23 protein-coding genes are annotated in these 22427 nt (G+C 64.9%); 8 read left to right on the forward strand and 15 right to left on the reverse strand.

What is annotated here, in order from left to right:
- Positions 1–11 precede the first annotated feature (11 nt).
- The 6 genes from pheS to ACTPOE_RS04125 all read right to left on the reverse strand — a co-directional run bounded on the left by pheS (position 12) and on the right by ACTPOE_RS04125 (position 4295).
- Entirely contained in the window at positions 12–1034 is a 1023-nt protein-coding gene (gene pheS, locus ACTPOE_RS04100; protein WP_458870960.1) for a phenylalanine--tRNA ligase subunit alpha, read from the reverse strand.
- Positions 1035–1112: 78 nt separating this feature from the next.
- Positions 1113–1472, reverse strand: coding sequence for a 50S ribosomal protein L20 (rplT, locus tag ACTPOE_RS04105; RefSeq protein ID WP_043682169.1), 360 nt, complete (start codon positions 1470–1472; stop codon positions 1113–1115).
- Positions 1473–1485: 13 nt separating this feature from the next.
- Complete coding sequence (gene rpmI / locus ACTPOE_RS04110; RefSeq protein ID WP_043682165.1) at positions 1486–1683, reverse strand: 50S ribosomal protein L35; 198 nt, start codon at positions 1681–1683, stop codon at positions 1486–1488.
- Between the two features lie 260 nt (positions 1684–1943).
- The gene (locus tag ACTPOE_RS04115; protein WP_458870961.1) at positions 1944–2183 is read right to left on the reverse strand and encodes an accessory factor UbiK family protein; all 240 of its coding nucleotides are present in this window, start codon (positions 2181–2183) and stop codon (positions 1944–1946) included.
- Between the two features lie 69 nt (positions 2184–2252).
- On the reverse strand, positions 2253–3770 hold the full coding sequence (locus ACTPOE_RS04120; RefSeq protein WP_458870962.1) for a YifB family Mg chelatase-like AAA ATPase: 1518 nt from the start codon (positions 3768–3770) through the stop codon (positions 2253–2255).
- Between the two features lie 117 nt (positions 3771–3887).
- Positions 3888–4295: a hypothetical protein gene (locus ACTPOE_RS04125; RefSeq protein WP_458870963.1), complete on the reverse strand. Its 408-nt coding sequence runs from the start codon at positions 4293–4295 to the stop codon at positions 3888–3890.
- Positions 4296–4803: 508 nt separating this feature from the next.
- Here ACTPOE_RS04125 and ACTPOE_RS04130 point away from each other — a divergent pair.
- Both ACTPOE_RS04130 and ACTPOE_RS04135 read left to right on the forward strand, forming a co-directional pair.
- Positions 4804–5142, forward strand: coding sequence for a P-II family nitrogen regulator (locus ACTPOE_RS04130; protein ID WP_458870964.1), 339 nt, complete (start codon positions 4804–4806; stop codon positions 5140–5142).
- Between the two features lie 23 nt (positions 5143–5165).
- The gene (locus tag ACTPOE_RS04135; RefSeq protein WP_458870965.1) at positions 5166–6395 is read left to right on the forward strand and encodes an ammonium transporter; all 1230 of its coding nucleotides are present in this window, start codon (positions 5166–5168) and stop codon (positions 6393–6395) included.
- Here ACTPOE_RS04135 and ACTPOE_RS04140 read toward each other — a convergent pair.
- The 8 genes from ACTPOE_RS04140 to ACTPOE_RS04175 all read right to left on the reverse strand — a co-directional run bounded on the left by ACTPOE_RS04140 (position 6383) and on the right by ACTPOE_RS04175 (position 16048).
- Positions 6383–8449 carry a diguanylate cyclase domain-containing protein gene (locus tag ACTPOE_RS04140; protein ID WP_458870966.1) on the reverse strand — a complete coding sequence of 689 codons (2067 nt, stop codon included), beginning with the start codon at positions 8447–8449 and terminating at the stop codon, positions 6383–6385. The genes ACTPOE_RS04135 and ACTPOE_RS04140 overlap by 13 nt on opposite strands.
- 141 nt (positions 8450–8590) lie before the next feature.
- Positions 8591–10282, reverse strand: a complete 1692-nt coding sequence (gene ptsP, locus ACTPOE_RS04145; RefSeq protein ID WP_458872751.1) for a phosphoenolpyruvate--protein phosphotransferase — start codon at positions 10280–10282, stop codon at positions 8591–8593.
- Between the two features lie 74 nt (positions 10283–10356).
- Positions 10357–10626: an HPr family phosphocarrier protein gene (locus tag ACTPOE_RS04150; RefSeq protein WP_458870967.1), complete on the reverse strand. Its 270-nt coding sequence runs from the start codon at positions 10624–10626 to the stop codon at positions 10357–10359.
- Between the two features lie 12 nt (positions 10627–10638).
- Entirely contained in the window at positions 10639–11052 is a 414-nt protein-coding gene (locus tag ACTPOE_RS04155) for a PTS sugar transporter subunit IIA (RefSeq protein WP_458870969.1), read from the reverse strand.
- Positions 11049–12092: a glutathione synthase gene (gene gshB, locus ACTPOE_RS04160; RefSeq protein ID WP_458870970.1), complete on the reverse strand. Its 1044-nt coding sequence runs from the start codon at positions 12090–12092 to the stop codon at positions 11049–11051. Before gshB ends, ACTPOE_RS04155 begins: the two co-directional genes overlap by 4 nt.
- Positions 12093–12286: 194 nt before the next feature.
- Positions 12287–12811 carry a translation initiation factor IF-3 gene (gene infC, locus ACTPOE_RS04165; protein ID WP_458872752.1) on the reverse strand — a complete coding sequence of 175 codons (525 nt, stop codon included), beginning with the start codon at positions 12809–12811 and terminating at the stop codon, positions 12287–12289.
- Between the two features lie 36 nt (positions 12812–12847).
- Positions 12848–14794, reverse strand: coding sequence for a threonine--tRNA ligase (gene thrS / locus ACTPOE_RS04170; protein ID WP_458870972.1), 1947 nt, complete (start codon positions 14792–14794; stop codon positions 12848–12850).
- 474 nt (positions 14795–15268) lie between these two features.
- A complete protein-coding gene (locus tag ACTPOE_RS04175) occupies positions 15269–16048 on the reverse strand; it encodes a TrmB family transcriptional regulator (protein ID WP_458870973.1) in 780 nt (259 codons plus the stop codon).
- A 213-nt stretch (positions 16049–16261) separates the two neighbouring features.
- Here ACTPOE_RS04175 and ACTPOE_RS04180 point away from each other — a divergent pair, with 213 nt between their 5' ends.
- The 5 genes from ACTPOE_RS04180 to ACTPOE_RS04200 all read left to right on the forward strand — a co-directional run bounded on the left by ACTPOE_RS04180 (position 16262) and on the right by ACTPOE_RS04200 (position 20700).
- On the forward strand, positions 16262–17548 hold the full coding sequence (locus ACTPOE_RS04180; RefSeq protein ID WP_458870974.1) for an ABC transporter substrate-binding protein: 1287 nt from the start codon (positions 16262–16264) through the stop codon (positions 17546–17548).
- A gap of 90 nt (positions 17549–17638) precedes the next feature.
- Positions 17639–18538 (forward strand): branched-chain amino acid ABC transporter permease, encoded by a 900-nt coding sequence (locus tag ACTPOE_RS04185; RefSeq protein WP_458870975.1) that lies wholly within the window; start codon positions 17639–17641, stop codon positions 18536–18538.
- On the forward strand, positions 18538–19512 hold the full coding sequence (locus ACTPOE_RS04190) for a branched-chain amino acid ABC transporter permease (protein WP_458870976.1): 975 nt from the start codon (positions 18538–18540) through the stop codon (positions 19510–19512). The genes ACTPOE_RS04185 and ACTPOE_RS04190 overlap by 1 nt, the downstream gene beginning before the upstream one ends.
- Entirely contained in the window at positions 19509–20285 is a 777-nt protein-coding gene (locus tag ACTPOE_RS04195; protein ID WP_458870977.1) for an ABC transporter ATP-binding protein, read from the forward strand. The genes ACTPOE_RS04190 and ACTPOE_RS04195 overlap by 4 nt, the downstream gene beginning before the upstream one ends.
- A complete protein-coding gene (locus ACTPOE_RS04200; protein ID WP_458870978.1) occupies positions 20278–20700 on the forward strand; it encodes an ATP-binding cassette domain-containing protein in 423 nt (140 codons plus the stop codon). Before ACTPOE_RS04195 ends, ACTPOE_RS04200 begins: the two co-directional genes overlap by 8 nt.
- A gap of 155 nt (positions 20701–20855) precedes the next feature.
- Here ACTPOE_RS04200 and ACTPOE_RS04205 read toward each other — a convergent pair whose 3' ends face one another.
- On the reverse strand, positions 20856–22067 hold the full coding sequence (locus tag ACTPOE_RS04205; protein WP_458870980.1) for an IS4 family transposase: 1212 nt from the start codon (positions 22065–22067) through the stop codon (positions 20856–20858).
- A 67-nt stretch (positions 22068–22134) separates the two neighbouring features.
- Between ACTPOE_RS04205 and ACTPOE_RS04210 the strand changes: the two genes are divergently transcribed.
- A complete protein-coding gene (locus ACTPOE_RS04210; protein ID WP_458870981.1) occupies positions 22135–22407 on the forward strand; it encodes an ATP-binding cassette domain-containing protein in 273 nt (90 codons plus the stop codon).
- Positions 22408–22427 lie beyond the last annotated feature (20 nt).

The raw sequence follows: 22427 nt of genomic DNA on the forward strand, positions 1-22427 counted from the left end.
GCCTGGCGGGCCTAGTCGTTGAACTGGCGCAGGAAGCGCAGGTCGCCCTCGAAGAACTGGCGCAGGTCGTCCACGCCATAGCGCAGCATGGCCAGGCGTTCCAGCCCGGAGCCGAAGGCGAAGCCGATGTAGCGTTCCGGGTCCAGCCCGAAGTTGCGCACGACCTGGGGATGCACCTGGCCCGAGCCGGAGATTTCCAGCCAGCGGCCCTGGTTGGGGCCGGAGGTGAACATCATGTCGATCTCGGCCGAGGGTTCGGTGAAAGGGAAGAACGACGGCCGGAAGCGCAGGGTCAGGTCGTCGGTCTCGAAGAAGGCCCGCAGGAAATTCGTGTAGACGCCCTTGAGATCCGCGAAGGAGATGTCCTCGGCGATCCACAGGCCCTCGACCTGGTGGAACATGGGCGAATGGGTGGCGTCGCTGTCGACGCGGTAGGTGCGCCCCGGTGCGATGACCTTGATGGGCGGCTTGTGCATGCGGGCGTAGCGCACCTGCATGGGGCTGGTGTGGGTGCGCAGCACCAGCGGCAGCCCGCCCGCATCCTGCATGTCCACGTAGAACGTGTCCTGCATGGAGCGCGCCGGATGGTTTTCCGGATTGTTCAGGGCGGTGAAGTTGGTCCAGTCGTTCTCGATCTCGGGGCCGTCGGCCACGTCGAAACCGATGGAGCGGAAGATCTGCTCGACGCGCTGCCAGGTACGGATCACAGGATGGATGCCGCCCGCGCCGCGTCCCCGGCCCGGCAGGGTGACATCAATGGTCTCGGCCGCCAGGCGCTGGTCCAGCACGGCCTGGGCCAGTTCGGCGCGCCGCGTGTTCAGCAGTGACTCGACCTGCTGCTTGGCCTGGTTGATCTGCGCGCCGCGCGTGCGCTTTTCCTCGCCTCGCAGCGCCGCGAGGCCCTTGAGCAGCGCGGTCAGCGACCCCTGCTTGCCGAGGAAGGCGGCTTTTTCGTTTTCCAGCGTGGCGGCGTCCCCGGCCTGAGCGAAACGGTCGCGGGCCCGGGCAATCAGTTCGTCGAGCGATGAGTCCATGGTGTATTCCAAAACACAAACGGAGCCCGATGGAGCTCCGTTTGCGATGATACAGAATCGAAAACGAAACTGTGTCGGTCAGGCGGCCAGCGCGGATTTCGCCTGGGCCACGACGGCGGCGAAACCCGCCTTGTCGTGCACGGCCATGTCGGCGAGGACCTTGCGGTCGAGTTCGATCGAGGCCTTCTTCAGGCCGGCGATGAAGACGCTGTAGGTTACGCCCAGTTCGCGGCAACCCGCGTTGATGCGGGTGATCCACAGGGCGCGGAAGGTACGCTTCTTGTTGCGGCGGTCGCGGTAGGCATACTGGCCGGCGCGCATGACCGCCTGCTTGGCGATCCGGAATACGTTGCCGCGGCGGCCACGGTAACCCTTGGCGGCCTTGATGACTTTTTTATGGCGTGCACGAGCGGTGACGCCGCGTTTGACGCGAGGCATGTGTAATCTCCGATCAGGCGAAAGGCAGCATCGCCTTCACGGAGGCGACGTTCGTTTCATGGACAGCGGCCGAACCGCGCAGCTGACGTTTGTTCTTCGTGGTTTTCTTGGTCAGGATGTGACGCTTGAAAGCCTGGCCGCGCTTGATGGAACCACTGCCGCGCACCTTGAAGCGCTTGGAAGCGCCTTTTTTGCTCTTCATCTTGGGCATGACGATACTCTGTTGGCTTGGCAAACCCAGGTGGCCCGGGATCCGGGCACTTGTCAGACCTGGCATTCGCGGATGTTCGGACCCGGCATGCGCAACCTGCACGCGCGAATCCTGCTGCTTTCCCCCCCCCCTCTTCCGCCGCGATGTTCCTGAAAACCCCCAGGGAACATCCGGGCCAAAAGATGGATCCCCCGGGATGAAGCAAACCCAGAGGAAATCGGGAAAAGCCCTTGATTATAGAGTGATTTGCCAGGACTTGTCTATTCGCCGCCCTGCTCCAGGGCCTGGGCGCGAGCTTCCAGGGATTCGATGCGTTCCAGCGCGCGGGCCAGCAGGTCGGCCTGGATGTCGAATTCTTCCCGGGTGACCAGGTCCATGCGGGAGAAAGCCTGCGTCATGAAAGCCTTCATGTTGCGCTCGATGTCGGCCGCCGGGGTCCTGGCCAGGAATTCGGACATGTTCCTCTGGAAGTCGTCGAACAATTGATTGGGGGCGATCATCGCGGCCTCCTGGAATCGGAAAGGGAAAACCGTCATTCTAACCGCCACGGCTGGCCGTCCGGGCGCGGCTCACACGGCGCCATCGGGCCGGTACTGGATCGCCTGGGCCATGTGCCCGGCCTCGACCCGGCCGGCGCCCTCCAGATCGGCCAGGGTCCGCGCCACGCGCTGGGCCCGCCGCGTGGCGCGCGCCGACCAGCCCCAGGCCGCCGCGGCGCGCGCCAGCAACGCCCGGCCCCCGGCGTCCGGACCGCCGTGGCGGTCCAGGGCCGCACCATCCAGTTCGGCATTCAGGCAGCCCTGCCGCGAGAGTTGCCGGTGGCGGGCGGCCACTACCCGATCCCGGACAGGCGCCGAAGGCTCGCCCGGCGGCGCGTCCAGCCAGGCGGCCTCCACTCCCAGACTGACGTGCAGGTCGATCCGGTCCAGCAGCGGCCCCGAGATCCGTGCCCGGTAGCGCGCGATGACTTCCCGGGAACAGCGGCATTGCCGCCGGGGATGGGGATGTCCGTACCAGCCGCACGGGCAGGGATTCATGGCGGCCACGAACTGGAAGCGGGCGGGGAATGTACAGCCGCCGGAGGCCCGGGCAATCGTGATGCAGCCGGTTTCCAGCGGTTCGCGCAGGGCCTCAAGGGCCTGGCGGCCGAATTCCGGCAATTCGTCCAGGAACAGCACACCGTGATGGGCCAGGCTGATTTCTCCAGGCCGGGGACGAGCGCCACCGCCCACCAGCGCCGACATGGATGCTCCGTGATGGGGCGCTCTGAATGGCGGCACCCGGGACAGGGGCGGTCGGGACCGGGCCAGTCCATGGACGGCGGCGACTTCCAGGGCCTGTCCGGAACTCAGGGGAGGCAGCAGGCCGGGCAGGCGCCGCGCCAGCATGCTCTTGCCCACGCCTGGGCAGCCGCTGAGCAGCAGGCCATGTCCACCGGCTGCCGCCAGTTCCAGGGCGCGACGGGCCGCCGCCTGTCCCCGAACATCGGACAGGCACGGCGCCGGAACCCCGTCCGCCGGCTCGTCGCGGACCGGCTCGGCGACGGGCAGTTCCGCCCGGCCGGCGAAATGCGCCACCACCTCGTCCAGGCCGGAAGCCGCCAGGACGCGCAGGCCCGGCACCCGGGCGGCCACGCCGGCCGCCGCCGGGGCCATGATCAGCACGGCCAGCGGATCATCGCGAACGACCGAGAGCGCGATTGCCAGCGCGGCATCCGCCGGCACGATGCTGCCGGTCAGCGACAGTTCGCCCGCCAGCACATAATGCCGCACATCGGGCGCCCGCCCCCGTGCATCGGCGACCTGCCCCGAGGCCAGCAGGACGCCCAGCGCGATCGGCAGGTCGAAGCGGCCGGAATCCTTGGGCAGATCGGCGGGCGCCAGATTCGCGGTGATGCGCCCGGCCGGGAATTCAAAACCGCCGCTGAGCAGCGCCGAGCGCACCCGCTCACGGCTCTCGCGCACCCCCGCGCCCGGCAGGCCGACGATGGAAAAAGAAGGCAGGCCGCTGCCCACATGGACTTCGACCTGCACGGGTCGGACCTGCACCCCGAACAGAGTCCGGCTGGATAGAACGGCAAGCGACATCGGCTCCTCCCGCGTCATCTCTTCCTCCACTATAGAGGCAGAGGGCGGATCGCGGGGGGCGCACGATGCGGATTTGTCGCGCCCCGCCGGACCGGCGTCCGGCGGGAGCCGGCGCTCTTACTTGGAGCCGCCGTTCGAGTTGCCGACGGCGCCCTGGATGGCGGCATCCGCTTTGGCCGCGCCTTCCTTGACGGATTCACGGGCGCTGTTGGCGGCATCGCCCGCTTTTTCAGCCAGCGCGCCGGCCTGGTCGGATACAGCTTGGCCGACTTCGGCGGCCTTGTCCTTGGCGGCTCCAGCGGATTCCTTGATCTTGTCCTGCATGGACTGCTGATCGGCCGGGGCGCTCTGCTGTTCCTGAGGAGCGGGCGTGACGGGAGGCACGGGAGCCGGCGTCGGCGCCGTCGAAGGCGCGGGAGCTGCGGGAGGCGGCGCCGAAGCGTCATCGCTCTTGGAGCAAGCACCCAGCAGGCTCAGCGATGCCACCATGGCGGCCAGAGTCAGCGTTTTACGCGTCATGTTCATGATCTTCCCTATACAAAATTCCGCTGTGATTGAAGTGGCGGATCATCTTCGAGGACCAGTCTGTTACAACCGGCTTGGTTACAATTCTAGCCATCCTGGATCACGGGTAAACCCTGACATGTAATGACTGATGTCCGGACCGCCGGACTCGCCGGGCACCCCCGCGGGGCGCGTCCCCCTGGGAAAAGCCGCCTGGGCTGGCAGGCCGCCACCTCCCCCCGTACTCAACAACTGGACACAAAACCACGAGGGATCCGGCACAGGAACCACTGGACCGCTCTCCTTCAGTCTTCAACAAACCAGTCTTCAAGAGAACCCGGCGCCTATCCGCCCGCCCCGCTTCCCGCCATCACTGCACCATTTCGGGGCTGGTCCGCACCCGCGCGGTGCGGGCCCGGCGCCGCCGCCTCCCTTCGGCCGCCGCCGTCGCCCCGGATCGGGCATCGTCCGGAAGCTGGCACGCCTCTTGCTTGAATCCTCCATGCAAACACACCGCAAAGGAGCATTCATGAAACTCGTCACCGCACTCATCAAGCCCTTCAAACTGGAAGAGGCCCATGCCGCGCTGGAAGCCGCCGGCATCCAGGGCATGACGGTCACGGAGGCCAAGGGATTCGGCCGGCAGAAGGGGCACACCGAACTCTACCGGGGGGCGGAATACCAGGTCGATTTCCTGCCCAAGCTGCAGATCCAGGTCGCCGTCCCCGATGCTCTGGTCGAAATGGCGGTGGAATGCCTGTGCCAGGCGGCCCGCACCGGCAAGATCGGCGACGGCAAGATCTTCGTCACGCCCCTCGAGCACGTGGTGCGCATCCGCACCGGTGAAACCGGCGAATCCGCCCTTTGACACCACTGGAAAAGGAGCTCCCGATGGACAAGAGCGATCTGGTCTGGACCATGACCTCGACTCTGCTGGTCTGGCTGATGTGCGTGCCGGGCCTGGCATTGTTCTACGGCGGCCTGGCGCGCAAGCGCCACGCGCTGTCCGTCATGACCCAGACGCTGGGCGTCTGCGCACTGGTCACGGTGCTGTGGTTCGCCTACGGCTATTCCCTGGTGTTCACCGAAGGCTTCGGCGGCCTGGGAGGATGGACGCGTCTGGGGCTGGCCGGCCTGTACCGGGCCGGGGATACGGCGCCCCTGACCCTGCTTGGTACGATCCCTGAACTGCTGTTCGCCCTCTTCCAGGCGACGTTCGCCGCCATCACCTGCGGACTGATCACCGGCAGCATGGCCGAGCGCACCCGCTTCGGCGCAGCGCTGGCCTTCGCCGGCCTGTGGTTCACACTGGGCTACATGCCGATCGCGCACATGGTATGGGCCGGTGACGGCTGGCTGCATCTGCGCGGCGCCCTGGACTTCGCAGGCGGCACCGTGGTCCACATCAGCGCGGGCGCGGCCGGCCTGGTGGGTGCGTGGCGGGTCGGCCCCCGACTGGGGTACGGCCGGGAAGCCATGCCGCCTCACAACCTTCCGCTGAACCTGACCGGCGCCGCACTGCTGTGGGTAGGCTGGTTCGGCTTCAACGGCGGATCGGCGCTGGCCGCCAACGAACAGGCCGTTCTGGCCGTGGCCAACACCTTGCTGGCCGCCGCCTGCGGCGTGCTGGCCTGGGCGCTGGCGGAGCGGATCCTGAAGGGCCGGGCTTCGCTGCTGGGCGCGGCCTCCGGCGCCATCGCCGGACTGGTGGGCATCACCCCGGCCGCCGGCCTGGTCGCGCCGGGAGCGGCGATCGCCATCGGCGCACTCGCTTCCTGGGCCGCGCTCTGGGGCGTGAGCGGCCTGAAGCGCCGGCTGGGCATCGACGATGCCTTCGACGTTTTCGGCATCCACGCCGTAGGCGGCATCGTCGGCGCCATCCTGACGGGCGTCTTCTATTCCGCCGACCTCGGCGGCTCCGGTCCGGCGGGCCTGGGCGCGCTGCTGCGCCAGGTCTGGCTGCAGGCCGAGGCCGTCCTGGTCAGCCTGGCATGGGCGGCGGCCAGCGCCGCGGTCTGCGCCCTGCTGGTGGATCGCCTGATGGGGTTGCGGGCCACGCCCGACGAAGAACGCCAGGGCCTGGACGCCGCGGAACACGGGGAAACGGCCTATCCGGACTGACGTCCGGCACGCGCGGCGGCCGGACCCCGCATCCCGGCTTCATAGATGCGGCACTGATTGCGGCCGTGCTCCTTGGCGGCATACATGGCCAGGTCGGCGGCCCGCAGCAGTTCGCTCTCACCGCCGCCGTCGCGCGGATAGAAGGCCACCCCCATGCTGGCGGAAATCCGCGCGATGCTGCCGCCCAGCGCATAGGGCTGCGACAGAGACTCCAGCACCTTGTCGCACAAGGGAAGGATATCGTCCGGGTTCCGGATGTCCCGGACGATGAGCGTGAACTCGTCGCCGCCCAGCCGCGCCACCATGTCCGAACTGCGGACGCACTCGCCCAGCCGCCGGGCCACCAGGCGCAGCAGCTGATCGCCCGCTTCGTGGCCCAAGGTGTCGTTCACATCCTTGAACAAGTCCAGGTCCAGGAACACCAGGGCGAACGGCAGCCCGCCCTCCCGGGAGTGCTCGATGCCGCGCCGCAGATTCTCCTGGAACATCTGGCGATTGGGCAACTGGGTCAGGTGGTCATAATGCGCCTGGTGCCAGATCGACGCCTCGCGGCGGCGTTTCTCTGTCACATCGGAAAACAGGCCAATGCGGCAATTGACGCTGCCGTCCTGGTTGTAGGACGTATTGATGGACAGGCGCTCGACGTATTCCTCTCCCGACTTGCGCCGGTTATGGATGTCGCCGCTCCAGCAGCCGGCCTCCTGCAGCCTGGCCCACATCGCCCTGTAGAAGTCCTTGTCATGGCGTCCAGAGCTGAGCACGGCCATGGTGCGCCCGACCACTTCCTCGGCGCCGTAGCCGGTCACCGCCGTGAAGGCCGGGTTGATGTCCTGAATGACGCCATTGGCGTCGGTCACCACCATGGCCTCGCTGGTGTGGGCGTAGACCAGGGCGGCTCGCCGCGCCGTGGCCTCGGCGCGCTTGCGCTCGGTGATGTCGAACATGATGCCGATCAGGGCCGGGCGGCCGTGCAAATACATCCGCGAGCCGAAAATTTCCAGTTCTATCGGATCGCCGTCGCGACGCCGCGCCACGCACTCGTAGCATGTCCGGGCCGTATGCCCGGCCAGCCGCTCCAACGCCTGCGCCCGGGCGACCTCGTAGGCCGGGCCGACGAACACTCGGTCGAAGGGCAGACCGCCGGCCAGTTCGGCCTGGGAATAGCCCAGAATCTCCGCCAGCCGTGCATTGGCGTGGATGAACCTCAGGTTCTCGTCGGCCATGTAAATCCCCGCGACCGTATTGTCCGACAGGCCGCTGAACATGGCTTGAGCTTCGGCCAGCGCAGCGTGTTTTTTTTCGATGTCGCCCAGCAACTGTTCGATGTGCGCCGCGGAATCGTTCAGCACCCGGCCCAATTCGCCCAGTTCGTCGCCGGGCATCAGCGCCGAACGGGCGGAATAGTCGCCCGCCGCCAAGGCCCGGCACTGCTTCGCCAGGCTGCGGATGGGCCGCAGGATCCCGCGAAAGACCACCCAGCCGGCCAGCCCCAGCAACGCGAGGTCCAGCGCGAACAAGGCATAGGCGCCATAGAGCGTCCGCTGCTGAACCGTCCGGGCCTCGACTACCAGCCCGTCCATGAGCGCCTCGGTGCGCGCGAGCAGATCCGCTCCGGTCCGCCCCAGGTCCGCCACGGCGGCCCGGTCCCCGGCAGGCCCCTCGGCCAGCGTGCCGACGGCGACGCGGTAGCGCGTCCAGGCCTGGCCGACTTCCAGCAGCTGCGGCGCGAGCGCCGCCGGCATGGGAGAAATGTCCAGACCGAACGCGCGGCCGCCATGGCGCAACGCATCGTGCGCCGCCTCGAACGAAAGCAACAGATCCGCCAACGCGGGATCCGGCGGGTCCGGGCGCTGGCGCGCCATCAGGGTTTCCAGGCCGATGCGCTGGCTGAGCATGCGCATCTTGCCCGCGACGTTCAGCGTGGCCGCCACGCCGTCGCTTTCCCGCAGCAGGAACCGGACGATGGACACGTTGCCAATGGCCAGCAGCACAACCAGGATGAAGGCCAGCGAGGCCTTCTGCCGCAAGGTGCGGGGAAGGGAGTCGAGTCGCAAGAAGGAGCCTGGAAATATCGGGGTCGGGAACCAGGGTATTGCCGCCAGACGATTCTACCAACGAACCGACGGACCAGGAACCGGCGCCCGCCCGGGATCCGGGCTGGCGCGCACGGTCCCGGCCCGGTTCCCGGGCGAGGCTCAGGCGTCCAGCGTGGACAGGTCGATGCGCTCGGCCCGGTTCAGGGCCGACGCGACCTTGACCCGCAGAGCGTTGGAGTGCGCCCTGCGGATTTCCTTCTTCACGTCCAGCAGCTGCTGCGGATGCATGGAGAACCCGGTCAGACCCAGCCCCAGCAGCATGCGGGTGACGCGCACATCGCCGGCCATCTCACCGCAAATCGACACGGGCTTGCCCAGCCGCTCGCCGATATTGATGGTGTGCGCGATCAGGCGCAGCACCGCCGGATGCATCGGATCGTACAGGGACGCGACGTCGGTGTCCCCGCGGTCGATCGCCAGCACGTACTGAATCAGGTCGTTGGTGCCGATGGACAGGAAATCCAGCGCCTCGGCGAAGGGCTCGATGGCGATGGCCATGGCGGGGATCTCGACCATGGCGCCCACCTGGACGGCGGCGTCGTGGGGCAGCCCCTGGACGCTCAGTTCTCCCGCTGCTCGCGCCAGTGCGCGGCGAGCGGCGTGGATCTCGTGCATGTGCGACACCATGGGGAACAGCACCCGGATAGGCCCGTGCGCGGCGGCCCGCAGCAGCGCCCGCAGTTGCGTGTTGAACATCTCGGGATTGGCCAGGCAGTAGCGGATCGCGCGCAGGCCCAGGGCCGGGTTGGTAGCCACGGTCGCCTCGCCATCGAGCGTCTTGTCGGCGCCGATGTCCAGCGTGCGGATGGTGACCGGCCTGCCCGCCATGGTGCGAACCACCGAGGCATAGGCCTCATATTGCTCATCCTCGTCCGGCAGGTCGGGGCGCCCCATGAACAGGAACTCGCTGCGGAACAGCCCGATGCCCTCCGCTCCGGCCGCCAGCGCGTCGGCAGCTTCCTCCGGCAGCTCGATGTTGGCTTCCATGCGGATCTGGATGCCGTCGAGCGTCACGGCCGGCGCGAAGCGCAGCGCCTTGAGCTCGTCGCGCTCACGCAGGAAGGCCGCCTGCCGTTCCTGGTATTCCCGCAGCACGGCATCCGAGGGATTGACCAGGACCAGCCCGTTCAGTCCATCGACGATCAGCCGATCGCCGTCGCGCACCAGCGCGCGCACCGCCCCCATGCCGACCACGGCGGGCACATTCATGCTGCGCGCCACGATGGCCGTGTGCGAGGTGGCTCCGCCCAGATCCGTCAGAAAGGCGCCGAAACGGCCGCCGCGCAAGCGCATCATGTCGGCCGGGGAAATGTCGCGCGCCACCACGATCAGGCTGCCGTCGACGGCCACGGCATCCAGGTTCGGCAGCCAGTGCACGGATCCGGACAGCACCCGCAGGACGCGCTCGATCACCTGGCGCACATCCCCGCCCCGCTCACGCAGGTAGGCGTCCTCCATCAGGGAAAATTGCTCCGCCAGGATCTGGCCCTGGGTCGTCAGAGCCCATTCGGCGTTGTACCGGCGCTCCGCGATCATTTGGCGGACGGACTGCGTCAGCATGGGATCCTGCAGCAGCATGGCATGGACCGACAGCAGCACGCCCAGCTCGCGCGGCGCGTCGGCCGGCAGATCCGCGGCCATCTGGCCCAGGTCGCGCACGGTCTCGTCCACCGCCCGCGTGAAGCGCTGCTGTTCGGATTCGATGTCCGCATCGGCGATGCGATAGTGGGCGACTTCGAGCGAGGCCGCGCTCATGACCACGGCCCGACCGATGGCGTAACCGCGCACCACCCCCTGGCCATACAGGCACAGGGTGGAGGAAATCGCGGACGATGCGGGTTCCGGCGAATTCATGCGGGTCGGACTTATTCGGCTTCCCCGAAGCGGCCCTCGAACAGGGCTCGGATGTCGGCCAGCGCCTGGGCTTCATCCTCGCCCAGGGCATCGATCCTGACGGTGACGCCCAGGCCCGCGGCCAGCATCATCACGCCCATGATGCTCTTGGCGTTGACGCGCTGGGCGCCCCGCGAAATGAAGATGTCGCTACGGTAGCGCCCGGCCAGCTGGGTCAGCTTGGCGGCCGCGCGCGCATGCAATCCCAGCTTGTTCGAAATCACCAGATCAATGGAGGGCATGGGCACGGGCTCCTAGCAGTCACACGGGGGTTCCGCATTCACGATACCGCGCAGCGCCCCCTGGCGCACGCGTTCGCTGAGAGATTCGGGGTTTTCCTGCTGGTCTGTCAAGGCTTTCAGCACCATGCAGGCATTGGTGCCGGTCAGCAGATGCGCCACATAGCCGTCGTCCAGCGCCCGGCGCAGGGCCTGGGCAGCGATATTGAAGGGCGTCGCCCCGTACAGGTCGCACAGGATCAGGACGGGCTCGGCGGGCCCGCGCGATCGCATCCAGTCCAGGATGCGCCCGGTCTGGGCGGCGGGGTCGGCGTCGGGCGCGATATCGAAGACAGCCAGGTCGGGCACCCGGCCCAGCACGTGCCGGGCGCAGGCTTCGAAGGCCGCGCCCAGGGGCTCGTGCATGACCAGGGCGATACGGGTATTCATAGACTGCCGCCCGCCTCGCGGCCTGCATGCCTCCCGGATTCTTCAGGCACAGGACGGTCCGCGGGAACTACCCCGTGTCCGGACTCATCCACGGCTCGAACCAGGGCCTTCACGAAGCGGCCGGCCACGTCGAAGCCGGTCTGCTCGGTGATTTCCACGAAACAGGTGGGGCTGGTGACATTGATTTCGGTGATGTAGTCGCCGATCACGTCCAGGCCGATCAGCAGCAGGCCGCGGCCCGCCAGCTTCCGGCCCACGGCCCGGGCCAGTTCAAGGTCGCGGTCCGACAGAGGCTGGGCCCGGCCGCGCCCGCCAGCGGCCAGGTTGCCGCGGCTCTCGCCCACGAGCGGGACGCGCGCCAGGGCGAACGGCACCGGTTCGCCGCCGATGATCAGGATGCGCTTGTCGCCATCGAGAATCTCGGGGATGTAGCGCTGCGCCATGATGGTCCGCACGCCCAGCCCCGTCAGGGTCTCCAGAATGGAGCCCAGGTTCGGCTCGTCGGGTCGCAGGCGGAAGATGCCGCTGCCGCCCATGCCGTCCAGGGGCTTGACGATGACGTCGCCGTGCTGCGCGTGGAAGGCGCGCAGCCGTGCCATGTCGCGGCTGACCAGCGTGGGAGCCGTATATTGCGCGAACTCGGTGATGGCGAGCTTTTCCGGATGGTTGCGGATGGCCGACCCGGCGTTGAACACGCGCGCGCCCTGGGCCGCCGCGTAGTCGAACAGGTGCGTCGCGTAGACGTATTCCATGTCGAAGGGCGGGTCCTTCCTCATCAGCACGGCGTCGAAGTCGGCCAGCGCGCATTCGCGCGGCCCGGCGGCCTGCGTCCACCAGTCGTGGCCGTGCCAGTCGGGATCGGCGCGCAGGTGCATCGCCGTCGCGGAGACCCGCACGCGGCCTTCCAGGACGTACAGATCGCCCATCGTGGCGAAGCTGAAGTCGTGTCCCTGCGCCGCCAGGCTGCGCATGATGGCAACGGAGGAATCCTTCCAGGCCTTCAGGGCGGGCAGCGGATCGATGACGAACAGAAAATGCATGAATGCCTCTGATGTCCTGCTTGGCTAATTCGAATATCTCCGGCGGTGGCAGCCCTCCACCTCGCGCCTTGCAAGGCGCTCGGATTCGATCGGCATGAAATCTTCAACTGCAACAGCCCTCCACCTCGCGCCTTGCAAGGCGCTCGGATTCGATCGGCATGAAATGGTCCGCAGGGACCATTTCATGTCCGATCTCATCCAGCTTTCTTGCGCGGCGCCAGCACCATCACCATCTGACGGCCTTCGAGCTTGGGCATGGCCTCGACCAGAACCATTTCTCCCAGGTCGTCGCGCACCCGTTCGAGGACGCGCATGCCGAGTTCCTGGTGGGCCATTTCGCGACCGCGGAAACGCAGCGTGACCTTGGCCTTGTCGCCATCCTCGATGAAACGGCGCAGGTTGCGCAATTTCACCTGGTAGTCGCCTTCGTCGGTGCCCGGGCGGAACTTGACTTCCTTGACCTGGATGACCTTCTGGCGGGACCGGGCCTCGGCCTGGCGCTTCTGTTCCTGGTACTTGAACTTGCCGTAGTCCATCAGGCGGCAGACCGGGGGACTGGCCGTCGGGGCGATTTCGACCAGGTCGACGTCGTTCTGTTCGGCCATGGTCAAGGCCTCGGACGTGCGGACAATGCCCAGCTGTTCGCCATCCACGCCGATCAGGCGGACTTCATGAATGCGGATCTCACCGTTGACACGGTGTTTCTTTTCGGTTGCGATGTCGAGAACTCCTGTGAGTTGATGAAAAAGGGGCGATCAGGCCTGCGCCGGTTCGGTCCCCTGCTGGCGGGTCGAAATTTCACGCTTCAGCCGGGCGATGAAATCCGCCACCGGCATCGAGCCCAGATCCTGGTTGCCACGCCCGCGCACGGACACGGTGCCGGATTCGCGTTCTTTGTCACCGACGACCAGAATATACGGGATTTTCTGCAGACTATGTTCGCGGATTTTACGGGTGATCTTTTCGCCCCGCACGTCGGTGGATACGCGCAGGCCCTGCTGCTTCAGGTCCCGGGCGAGCTGTTCGGCATAGGCGGCGGAACCGTCGGAAATGCAGCAGACCACCGCATGGTGCGGCGCCAGCCAGGCGGGCAGCGCCCCGGCGTGATTTTCGATCAACATGCCGATGAAGCGCTCCAGGGAGCCCAGGATGGCCCGGTGCAGCATCACGGGCGTGCGGCGGTGGTCCTGGGCGTCGACATATTCGGCCCCCAGGCGCTGCGGCATGGAAAAGTCCACCTGTATGGTGCCACACTGCCAATGGCGGCCGATGGCGTCCTTCAGGGTGTATTCGATCTTCGGGCCGTAGAAGGCGCCCTCGCCTTCCGAGACTTCGTAGTCGCAATGGGACAGGTCCAGGCTGTCCTTCAGGGCCTGCTCGGCCTTGTCCCAGACCTCGTCGGCGCCGATGCGCTTTTCGGGGCGGGTGGCGACCTTGTACAGGATCTCGGTGAAGCCGAAATCGGCGTAGACCTTCTGCAACAGGCGTGTGAAGGCGGCACATTCTTCCTGGAGCTGGTCTTCCGTGCAGAAGATGTGCCCGTCGTCCTGGGTGAAACCACGCACGCGCATCATGCCGTGCAGCGAGCCGGAAGGCTCGTTGCGATGGCACTGGCCGAATTCACCGTAGCGCAACGGCAGTTCGCGATAGGAATGCAGGCCGGCGTTGAAGATCTGCACGTGGCCCGGACAGTTCATGGGCTTGAGGCCATACACGCGGTTCTCGGATTCCGTCGTGAACATGTTTTCCTGGTAGTTGTCCCAATGGCCGGTCTTCTTCCACAGAGACAGGTCCAGGATCTGCGGCGCCTTGACTTCCTGGTAGCCGTTGTCCTGGTACACCTGACGCATGTACTGCTCGACCTGCTGCCAGACCGTCCAGCCCTTGGGGTGCCAGAAGATCAGGCCGGGGGCCTCGTCCTGGAAATGGAACAGGTCCAGTTCGCGGCCGATGCGGCGGTGGTCGCGCAGTTCGGCCTGCTCGAGCATGTGCAGGTAGGCGTCCTGGTCTTCCTTGCGGGCCCAGGCGGTGCCGTAGATGCGCTGCAGCATCTCGTTGTTGCTATCGCCGCGCCAGTAGGCCCCCGCGACCTTCATCAGCTTGAACACCCGCAGGCGGCCGGTGGACGGCACGTGCGGACCACGGCACAGGTCGATGAAATCGCCCTCGCGGTACAGACTGATCTTTTCGTTGGCGGGGATCGAGGCGATGATCTCGGCCTTGTAGGCCTCGCCGATGCCGCGGAAGAATTTCACGGCCTCGTCGCGGTCCCATTCCTCGCGCGTCACGGCTTCGTCGCGGCGAGCCAGTTCGGCCATCTTCTTCTCGATGGCTTCCAGGTCTTCGGGCGTGAAGGGGCGTTTGTACGAGAAATCGTAGTAGAAGCCGTTCTCGATCACCGGGCCGATGGTGACCTGGGCATCGGGAAACAGGGTCTTGACCGCATAGGCCAGCAGGTGCGCCGTGGAATGGCGGATCAGATCCAGGCCTTCGGGGTCCTTGTCGGTGACGATGCTCAGGCTCGCATCCCGGTCGATCACGTGGCCGGCATCCACCAGGCGCGCCGGTTCGCCGTTCACGGTCAGCCGGCCCGCCAACGCCGCCTTGCCCAGCCCGGTCCCGATGGAGCGCGCGACCTCGTGCACGGAAACCGGATGGTCGAATTCGCGCCGCGAACCGTCGGGAAGGGTGATGCAAACCATTTAAGCGTGTCCTGAAAATGCGAAACGCGGCCTGCGCCGCGTAGGTAAAAAGCTTGAATTTGCCATGCAGGAAGGAACCCGACCAGTGTAGCAATCGGGCGGGCAACAATCAATTTGATACAGGGTGCGCGCCGGATTCTGCGCGATGGCACGGCCCTTGGCGGCGAGGATTGTTGCAAAACAGCAAAAAGACGCCGCACCGAAGACAAGCATTCGAATGAGCGAAACAAGACGCTAGTGTCCTGTCTGGTGAGTTTGGTCACTTGAATTCGGATGCATGGGCTTGTCAGGCAAGGCGCAAACCGCAGCGATAGCCGGTGCTATCGCGAGGATGAGTCTGGACACGGAGCAGTCCCTGCGGACTGCTCCGTGTCTGACGAATCCGAACCGCTTGCAAGCGGTGAGGTGGGCAAGCAACGCAGCATGGCCAGCCCGGGCGCCGAAGGTAAGGATCGGAATTAGCCAGACAGGACACTAGCCTCGCAGCGACGACCCTCCCCCCGATGAACCGTGCGGCGTACCGGCCGCCCACATGACATCGAACAGCGCCTTCTGCAAACAAGCGAATTCCGTACTCTGGATCAGCAAGGCAAAGTTCTCACGACGCGAAGAAATATAGGCGACTTTGTCGTCGTAGATGTAGCTGGTCATTGTGAACGGCAAGGGCGATGGGGAAAAACGGACATCACGCAACTCGTCATGGGAACTGGGCCAGATGCCCCGCTCGATTTCCTCGGTGGCGCTGCGCACGACGCGCAACCGGATGCCGGCGTCGATTCGGCGACGGATGTGCTCCTGCATGAACTCACGGCCCGGAACGCTCAGCAACTCGACCATAGACAAAATACCGCAAAGCTCTTTGGAGTGACACCCCAGGCTGTCGTTCAAGACGGTGATGATGCCATCGATGCCGGAGTAATAGCGGATGCGGGGCTTGGCAATCGAGTGGCTGAAGATCGCCTGCACTTCAGGCAGCGCCTGCTCGATCAGCCGCTTTTGCTGTTCCGCATTACGCAAGAGGACGACCGGGTCCTCGGCGACGACATAGGTTTTGTTCGATTTCTCGATCTGGTTCAGCAAACCCTCGGCCACCAGACTGCCCAGGATGTCATAGGCGGTCGTCCTGCCAATGCCTGCCCGCTGGGCGACTTCCGTCACCGAGGCCTCCCCCAGCGCCAGTGCCGCAAGATAAAAATCCCCCCGCTTTCCCGATAGGCCAAGTTGTGCCAGAAGTTTCATCAGCGCCATATGCATTTTTTGTCAGAAAAATTGGACATGAATCATTGTGTCAGAAATTATCGACAAAGTGAATTATCTTGATGATCAGTGAATTCCCTAATGCATCAAGTAGATATTGATAGATAGAATCAGTCGATCTAATAGAAATTAGATGTCGATTAACATCGACAACTTAAGATACTCCATACAACCACCCTGTCATCCGCTCATAATTCAAGGACGATTCTCATGAGAAATCTGGGCAAATTTTCGGCTGTGGCGGCCTGCGGCGTCGCGACGTTCGGCCTGGCTGTCCCTTCCCCGTCTTCCGCGGCCGAGCCGCTGAAGATCGGCCTGGTCTCCTTCTTCTCCGGCCCCGTATCCGGCCCAGTCGGAATTCCGTCACGCAATGGCGCGGACCTGATCATCGACGCCATCAACTCCGGCACCCTGCCCGCGCCCTATTCCGGCACCGGCATTGGCGGCCGGCCGATCCAGCGAACCTACATCGACGAGGCCGTCGAGCCCGTCAACGAGTATCGCAACCTGGTTCAGAGGCAAGGCGTGGATGCCGTCATCGGCTATGCCTCATCGGGCTCCTGCCTGGGCGTCGCGCCCGTCGCCGAAGAACTCAAGACGCTGACCCTGTTTTATTACTGTGGCTCGGTCCGCACCTTCGAAGAAGGTCCGAAAGAATATGTCTTCCGCACGATGAATTCCCAGGATGTCGAGAACATAGCGGCCGCTCGCTATCTCCTCGACACGAAAAAAGACGTCAGAACGGTCTCGGGGATCAACCAGAACTACGGCTGGGGGCAAGAGTCCTGGCGCGATTTCACCAAAAGCCTGCAGCAGCTCAAACCAGACGTAAAACTCGAAACAGCCCTGTTTCCCAAAATTTTTGCCGGTCAATACGGCGCCGAGATCACGGCGCTGGCACGCAACCGCGCCGATGTCGTCCACTCCAGCTTCTGGGGCGGCGATCTCGATGCCTTCATCCTTCAGGCGGCGCCACGCGGTCTGCTGAAGAAACAAACCGCGGTGCTGACGACCGGAGGCACGGCCATGCATTCCCTGGCCAAGCAAATTCCCGACGGCACCATCATCGGAGTGCGCGGCAACGGCGGCGTGCTAGCGCCCGCTTCGGCATTCAACGACTGGTTCCGCGATACCTATCAAAAGAAATACGGCACACAACCCAGTTTCCCCGCCTATTACATGGCGCAAGCCGTATTGGCGCTCAAGGCGGCCGGCGACAAGGCATTCACAGAGACCCGGAAAGCCCCCTCGGCCGATGAGATCCGCAAGGCGCTGACGGGCATCACGTTCGACACCCCCGCGGGCCCGGTCGCCATGGCCCGGCACAACGGCCACCAGGCCGCGACCGACATCGCCTATGGCACATTCCAACTCAAGGACGGCGCGCCTGCTCTGGTCAACGTCAAACGCTACAAGCCTGAATGCGTGATCGCACCCGAAGGCAAAAAGAGCCTGGAATGGATCGAGGCAGGCTTTCCCGGCGCCCAGTGCGAATAGCACAGTGACTCAAAAACAGCACCCTTCCAGCGCGCCCGATCACCGATCGCCAGGCCGCCGGAGGGCGCTGCCGCACGCAGGATTCCCGATATGACAACGCTTCTGGCCATCGTCATCGATGGCTTCATCTACGCCTCATGGCTTTTCATCATGGCGGCGGGCCTCACGCTGATCTACGGCGTCATGCGCATACTCAACATGGCGCACGGCAGCTTCTATGCCATCGGCGCCTACACATCCGCAACACTGGTCGGCTGGTACTTTGGCCTCGAAAGCACACCCGCCGCAGGGGGCTTTCTCATGATCACAATCGGCGCACTGGCGGCTGGCGTCATCGCCGGGCTGGCAACTGAACGCGGCGTGCTCAGATTCTTGCAGGATCGCGAGGAAGTCGTGATGGTGCTGGTCACGTTCGGCCTTCTGCTTGTATTCGAAGACCTGATCAAAATGATCTGGGGCGTCCAGTCCTACTACGCCCCCGAGCCGTACTCGCTATTGGGCAGCACGGACATCGACGTGCTCACATTTGTCAATTACGACCTGGCGATGATCGGCGTCGCCGCCATCGTGGCGGCCTCACTCTGGTGGGGCCTCAACCGCACGCGCCACGGAAAGCTGTTGCGAGCCGTCATCCAGGATCGTGAAATGGCGATTGCCATGGGCATCGATGTGAATCGCCTGTTCGCCATCACCTTCGCCATTGGCGCGGGGCTGGGCGCCCTGGCCGGCGGCCTGATCGCTCCAGCCACGGCCGTGACTCCCGGACTGGGCATCGAAGTCATCGTACTGGCATTCGCCGTCGTCGTCACCGGCGGCCTGGGGAGCATCCAAGGAGCCCTGGTCGGCGCCATCCTCATCGGCCTGGCACGCTCGGCGGCGGTCAACCTGTTTCCAGAAGCCGAGCTGTTCGTCATCTACGGCGTCATGGCGCTGGTTCTGGTGTTCCGGCCACGCGGCCTGTTCGCACTCGCAAACGCCCGGAGGATCTGATGCATACTCGAGACCGTACACCTTTCGCCATCATTGCGATCGCCGCACTGTTGGCGGCCGGATATTCCGTCTTCCCTGCCTGGTTCTCATCGACGGTCGTCGCGGTGATCGCCAAGGCCCTGGTCGTCATCGGCGTCGTCACCCTCATGCGCAGCGGCCTAGTCTCGTTTGGCCAAGGGCTGTACTACTGCATCGGCGGGTACGTCGTCGGATTGGGCGGGCAGCTGCTACATGTCACCGACATCCTGGCGCTATTGTCCCTGGCCGCCCTGACCGGCCTGATCACAGGCGGCCTGCTGGGCCTGCTCATGAGCCGCTATCGCGAGATCTTCTTTGCAATGTTCAGCCTGGCGCTGGCGATGATCCTCTACGGCATGCTCTCGCGCTCCCAGGCGCTGGGCAGTACCGATGGCTTCAACGTCGCCGCCCCCACGCTGCTGGGCGCCACGTTGACCCATGAACAGGCGAATCTGGCGCTCTATCTGACCACGTGCCTGATCGGCGCGTTCATCGCCTGCGCGTCGCACCGGTACTTCAAGTCGCCCCTCGGATACGCCGGCCTGGCCGTCGCCGAAAACGAGATCCGCGTGGAATACCTCGGGTTTTCTCCCAGCAGGGTTCTGTATTGCAACTACCTCGTCGCCTCAGTCACCGCATCCATCGGAGGCGCGATCACGGCGCTCAACTATGGCCATGTCGGGCCCGACATGGCGTACTGGACTCAATCCGGAGAGTTCCTGTTCATCGCATTGATGGGCGGCGCCGGCAACATCATGGCGCCCTTTCTCGGCTCCGCTGTATTCGAGGCTGTTCGAACCTATGCCCTGGAATTCGCCCCCGATGCCTGGCACCTGATCCTGGGCACCGTCCTGATCCTGATCGTGTATTTCCTACCCAACGGCCTATGGTCCCTGATACGCCCCGCGGGGCCGATCAAGCGCTCGGCGGAAAAATCCTGCGAGAGAGCGTCATGAGCATCCTGGAAGTCAAGAACCTGAATCGCAGCTTCGGCGCCGTCGTCGCCGCCGCAGACATCAACCTTTCCATCGCCGAGCAGGAGATCGTCGCCCTGATCGGCTCCAACGGCGCAGGCAAGACCACGTTCGTCAACATGGTGACGGGCTACCTGAGGCCCAGCGGCGGATCGATCCTGTTTCGCGGCCGGAACATCACAGGCATGGCGCCGCGGGAAGTCTGCCGCGCCGGCCTGTGCCGGTCCTTTCAAGTCGCCCAACTGTTTCCCGCCCTGACGGCGCTCGAGAACATGATGATCGCCTTCGCCATGCTTCAGGTGGACGGGTCCAGTTATTTCAAGCCGCTGGAGAACCGCCAGGCGCGCAAGAGGAGTCTGGACGTTCTCGAGAGTTTCGGCATCGCCAACCATGCCGATTCCAAGGTCGGCACCCTGGCGCAAGGCGTGCGCAAGTTGCTGGACATCTCGATGGCGATCGTTTCCCGGCCTGCGCTGCTGCTGCTCGACGAACCGACAAGCGGTGTGGCTATCGACGAGAAATTCACCCTTATGGAGACCGTGATAGAGGGGGTACGCGAATCGAAAGCCGCCACTCTGTTCGTCGAGCACGACATGGAAATTGTTTCGCACTACGCCAGCCGGACTGTGGCGTTCTACGAGGGCACCATCATCGCAGACGGCCCCACGAGCTCCGTGCTGACGGCCCCCCGCGTCCGCAAATTCATCGTTGGCGAACTACAGGAAGCGGCAATCGCCGCCACGAACCATGATTGAAGTCAACAATCTCGATGTCTCCATCGAAGGCACCCCCATCTTGCGAAATATCAGCTTGGTTGTACCCAAGGGCGAAATGGTCGGCCTCGTCGGTCGCAATGGCGCCGGCAAGACCACGCTGATGCGCAGCATCATGGGCCTGGCCAGGCCGGACTCCGGGCGCATCCGCATCGGCCAGACAGATGCCACGGCGGAAACGGGATTCTGGAGAGCGCGCCGCCACGTCGGCTACATGCCCGAGGATCGCCGTCTGGTACCGGATCTCTCAGTGGAAGAAAACGTGCTCATCCCCGCATGGGCGACGCACCTTGAAGCCCCCGAACAGAAACTCGGCGCCATCTATGAGCTAATGCCCGAAGTGCGTCAGTTCGCGCCAAGACTCGCCACCAGCCTAAGCGCAATACTGTTCAGATAATGACGGGAACAGGTTGATGGATCAGGTTCAGTGGAGTGCGTCGTCGGCGGATGTGGTAGTTACTCATCTTGCGCTTGACGCCGCGCGGATTGGATCGCCCGCGACTGCTGACGCAGCGGCCCTGGGCAATCTCAGCGAGCAGGTTGCGCAGCCAGTCAGCCAAGCGCTGAGGGGGGAATGGCCGCAGCTTGCGGCAACTTGCGCTTGATCACGCGCACGGCATGTATGAAGCTGAGCCGATCGGTGTCCAACCCGCGTGGCCAGGCGGCCTGGGTCATCAATTGGCGGATGGCAAAGTGCGCCAGCAGTAGCCCCCAGAACTCCTGCTGCACCAGGTCCGGAGTCTTGCTGCGCAGCACGGTGCTGTTGGCCTTCAGATGAGTCTTGAGCTCATCGAAGACGCCTTCGATCTCCCAGCGCTCATGGTAGAGAGCCGCCAGTTCCAGGGCAGGCGCCTGCTCGGGATCGAGCAGGTTGGTGACCAGCCGGTAGCTGTGCTCGGTCGGTGTGGCGGCTGCCTGCAAGGTGTAGTCGATGACACGCACGCGCTGGCCGTTGCGGCGTTGCCGGTCCCCGCTCTCGAAGATCGTGCTCAGGTAGGAGCCATCATCGAGCCTCTGCTCGACGGGCAGAGGCCGTCCGGTCTTGGCACGCCACAATAACTTGGCTTGACTGGCGCACGCGCTGCGCCACAGCGGGAAGCCGAAGAAATTGCGGTCGGCCAGCACCAGCATGTCCGGCTTGAGTGCCTGGGGCAGCATCTGTGCCGCCATGGCCTGCTCGCTGCTCGCGCAGGGCGCCAGTTCGGCCGCCACCACCGCATGCGTGCCACACTCCACCAGCCCAAGCACTCGCGTCTGCGGGAACGCGCTTTGCCCGCGTCCGCTGGCCGGATAGCCGAAATGCAGAGCGTTGGCCTGCTCGTCGGCAACATCCAGGCAACTGCCGTCCAAGGCCATTACCCGTAGTCCTCGGTACCAGCATCCAGGCGCATCGTTCCCCGCCAAGGGTCGTAAGACCCGTCTGGCCAGTTCGCGCATCACCTGCGGGCCCAGGCGGCTGCGCGCCTGCGAAATGGCTGACTTGCTCGCCTGCACCGCCTGGGCTCGCCCGTCCCCAAGCCACTGCAGGCCCTCGCACACCACCCGCAGCACTTCCTCCAGCGGCGCTTCACGCCATAAGGCCAGCGCCATCACGTAGTACACCACCGCCGGGGCCGGCAACTGCCGTTCGCGCTGGCTCGCTCGCCCCGTCGCGCTCAACACTTCCTCGATCAACGACCTCGGACACACGCTGGCCAGCACTCCCGCGCTGATCAGATGCGCCACGTCTACCTTGGCCGCAAGGACCTTGCGCGTTCGGGACATCCGCTCTACCTCACCTTGGGGTGATAAAGATAGAGATTATCCCTCAAAAAATACTATCTGAACAGTATTGAGCCTAAGCGGCGGCCAACAGAAGCTTGTCGCGATGGCGCGGGCGCTGATGATCGGCCAGGAAGCCCTGCTCCTGGATGAACCATTCGAAGGGGTTGCGCCGACGCTGTGCAAGCGGCTGGTGGACGTCATCATGGCACTCAAGGGCAAGGGCCTGTCTGTCCTCATTTCAGAATCCGACTACACCTATACCCGCGGCATCGTCGATCGGTCTTACGCCATCGAACGCGGCAGCGTGTCCATGAACAGCCATTCAGCCCGGGCCCTTTGAATTCCAACCTTCACGGAGAA

The sequence above is a fragment of the Castellaniella sp. WN genome (assembly GCF_054457555.1).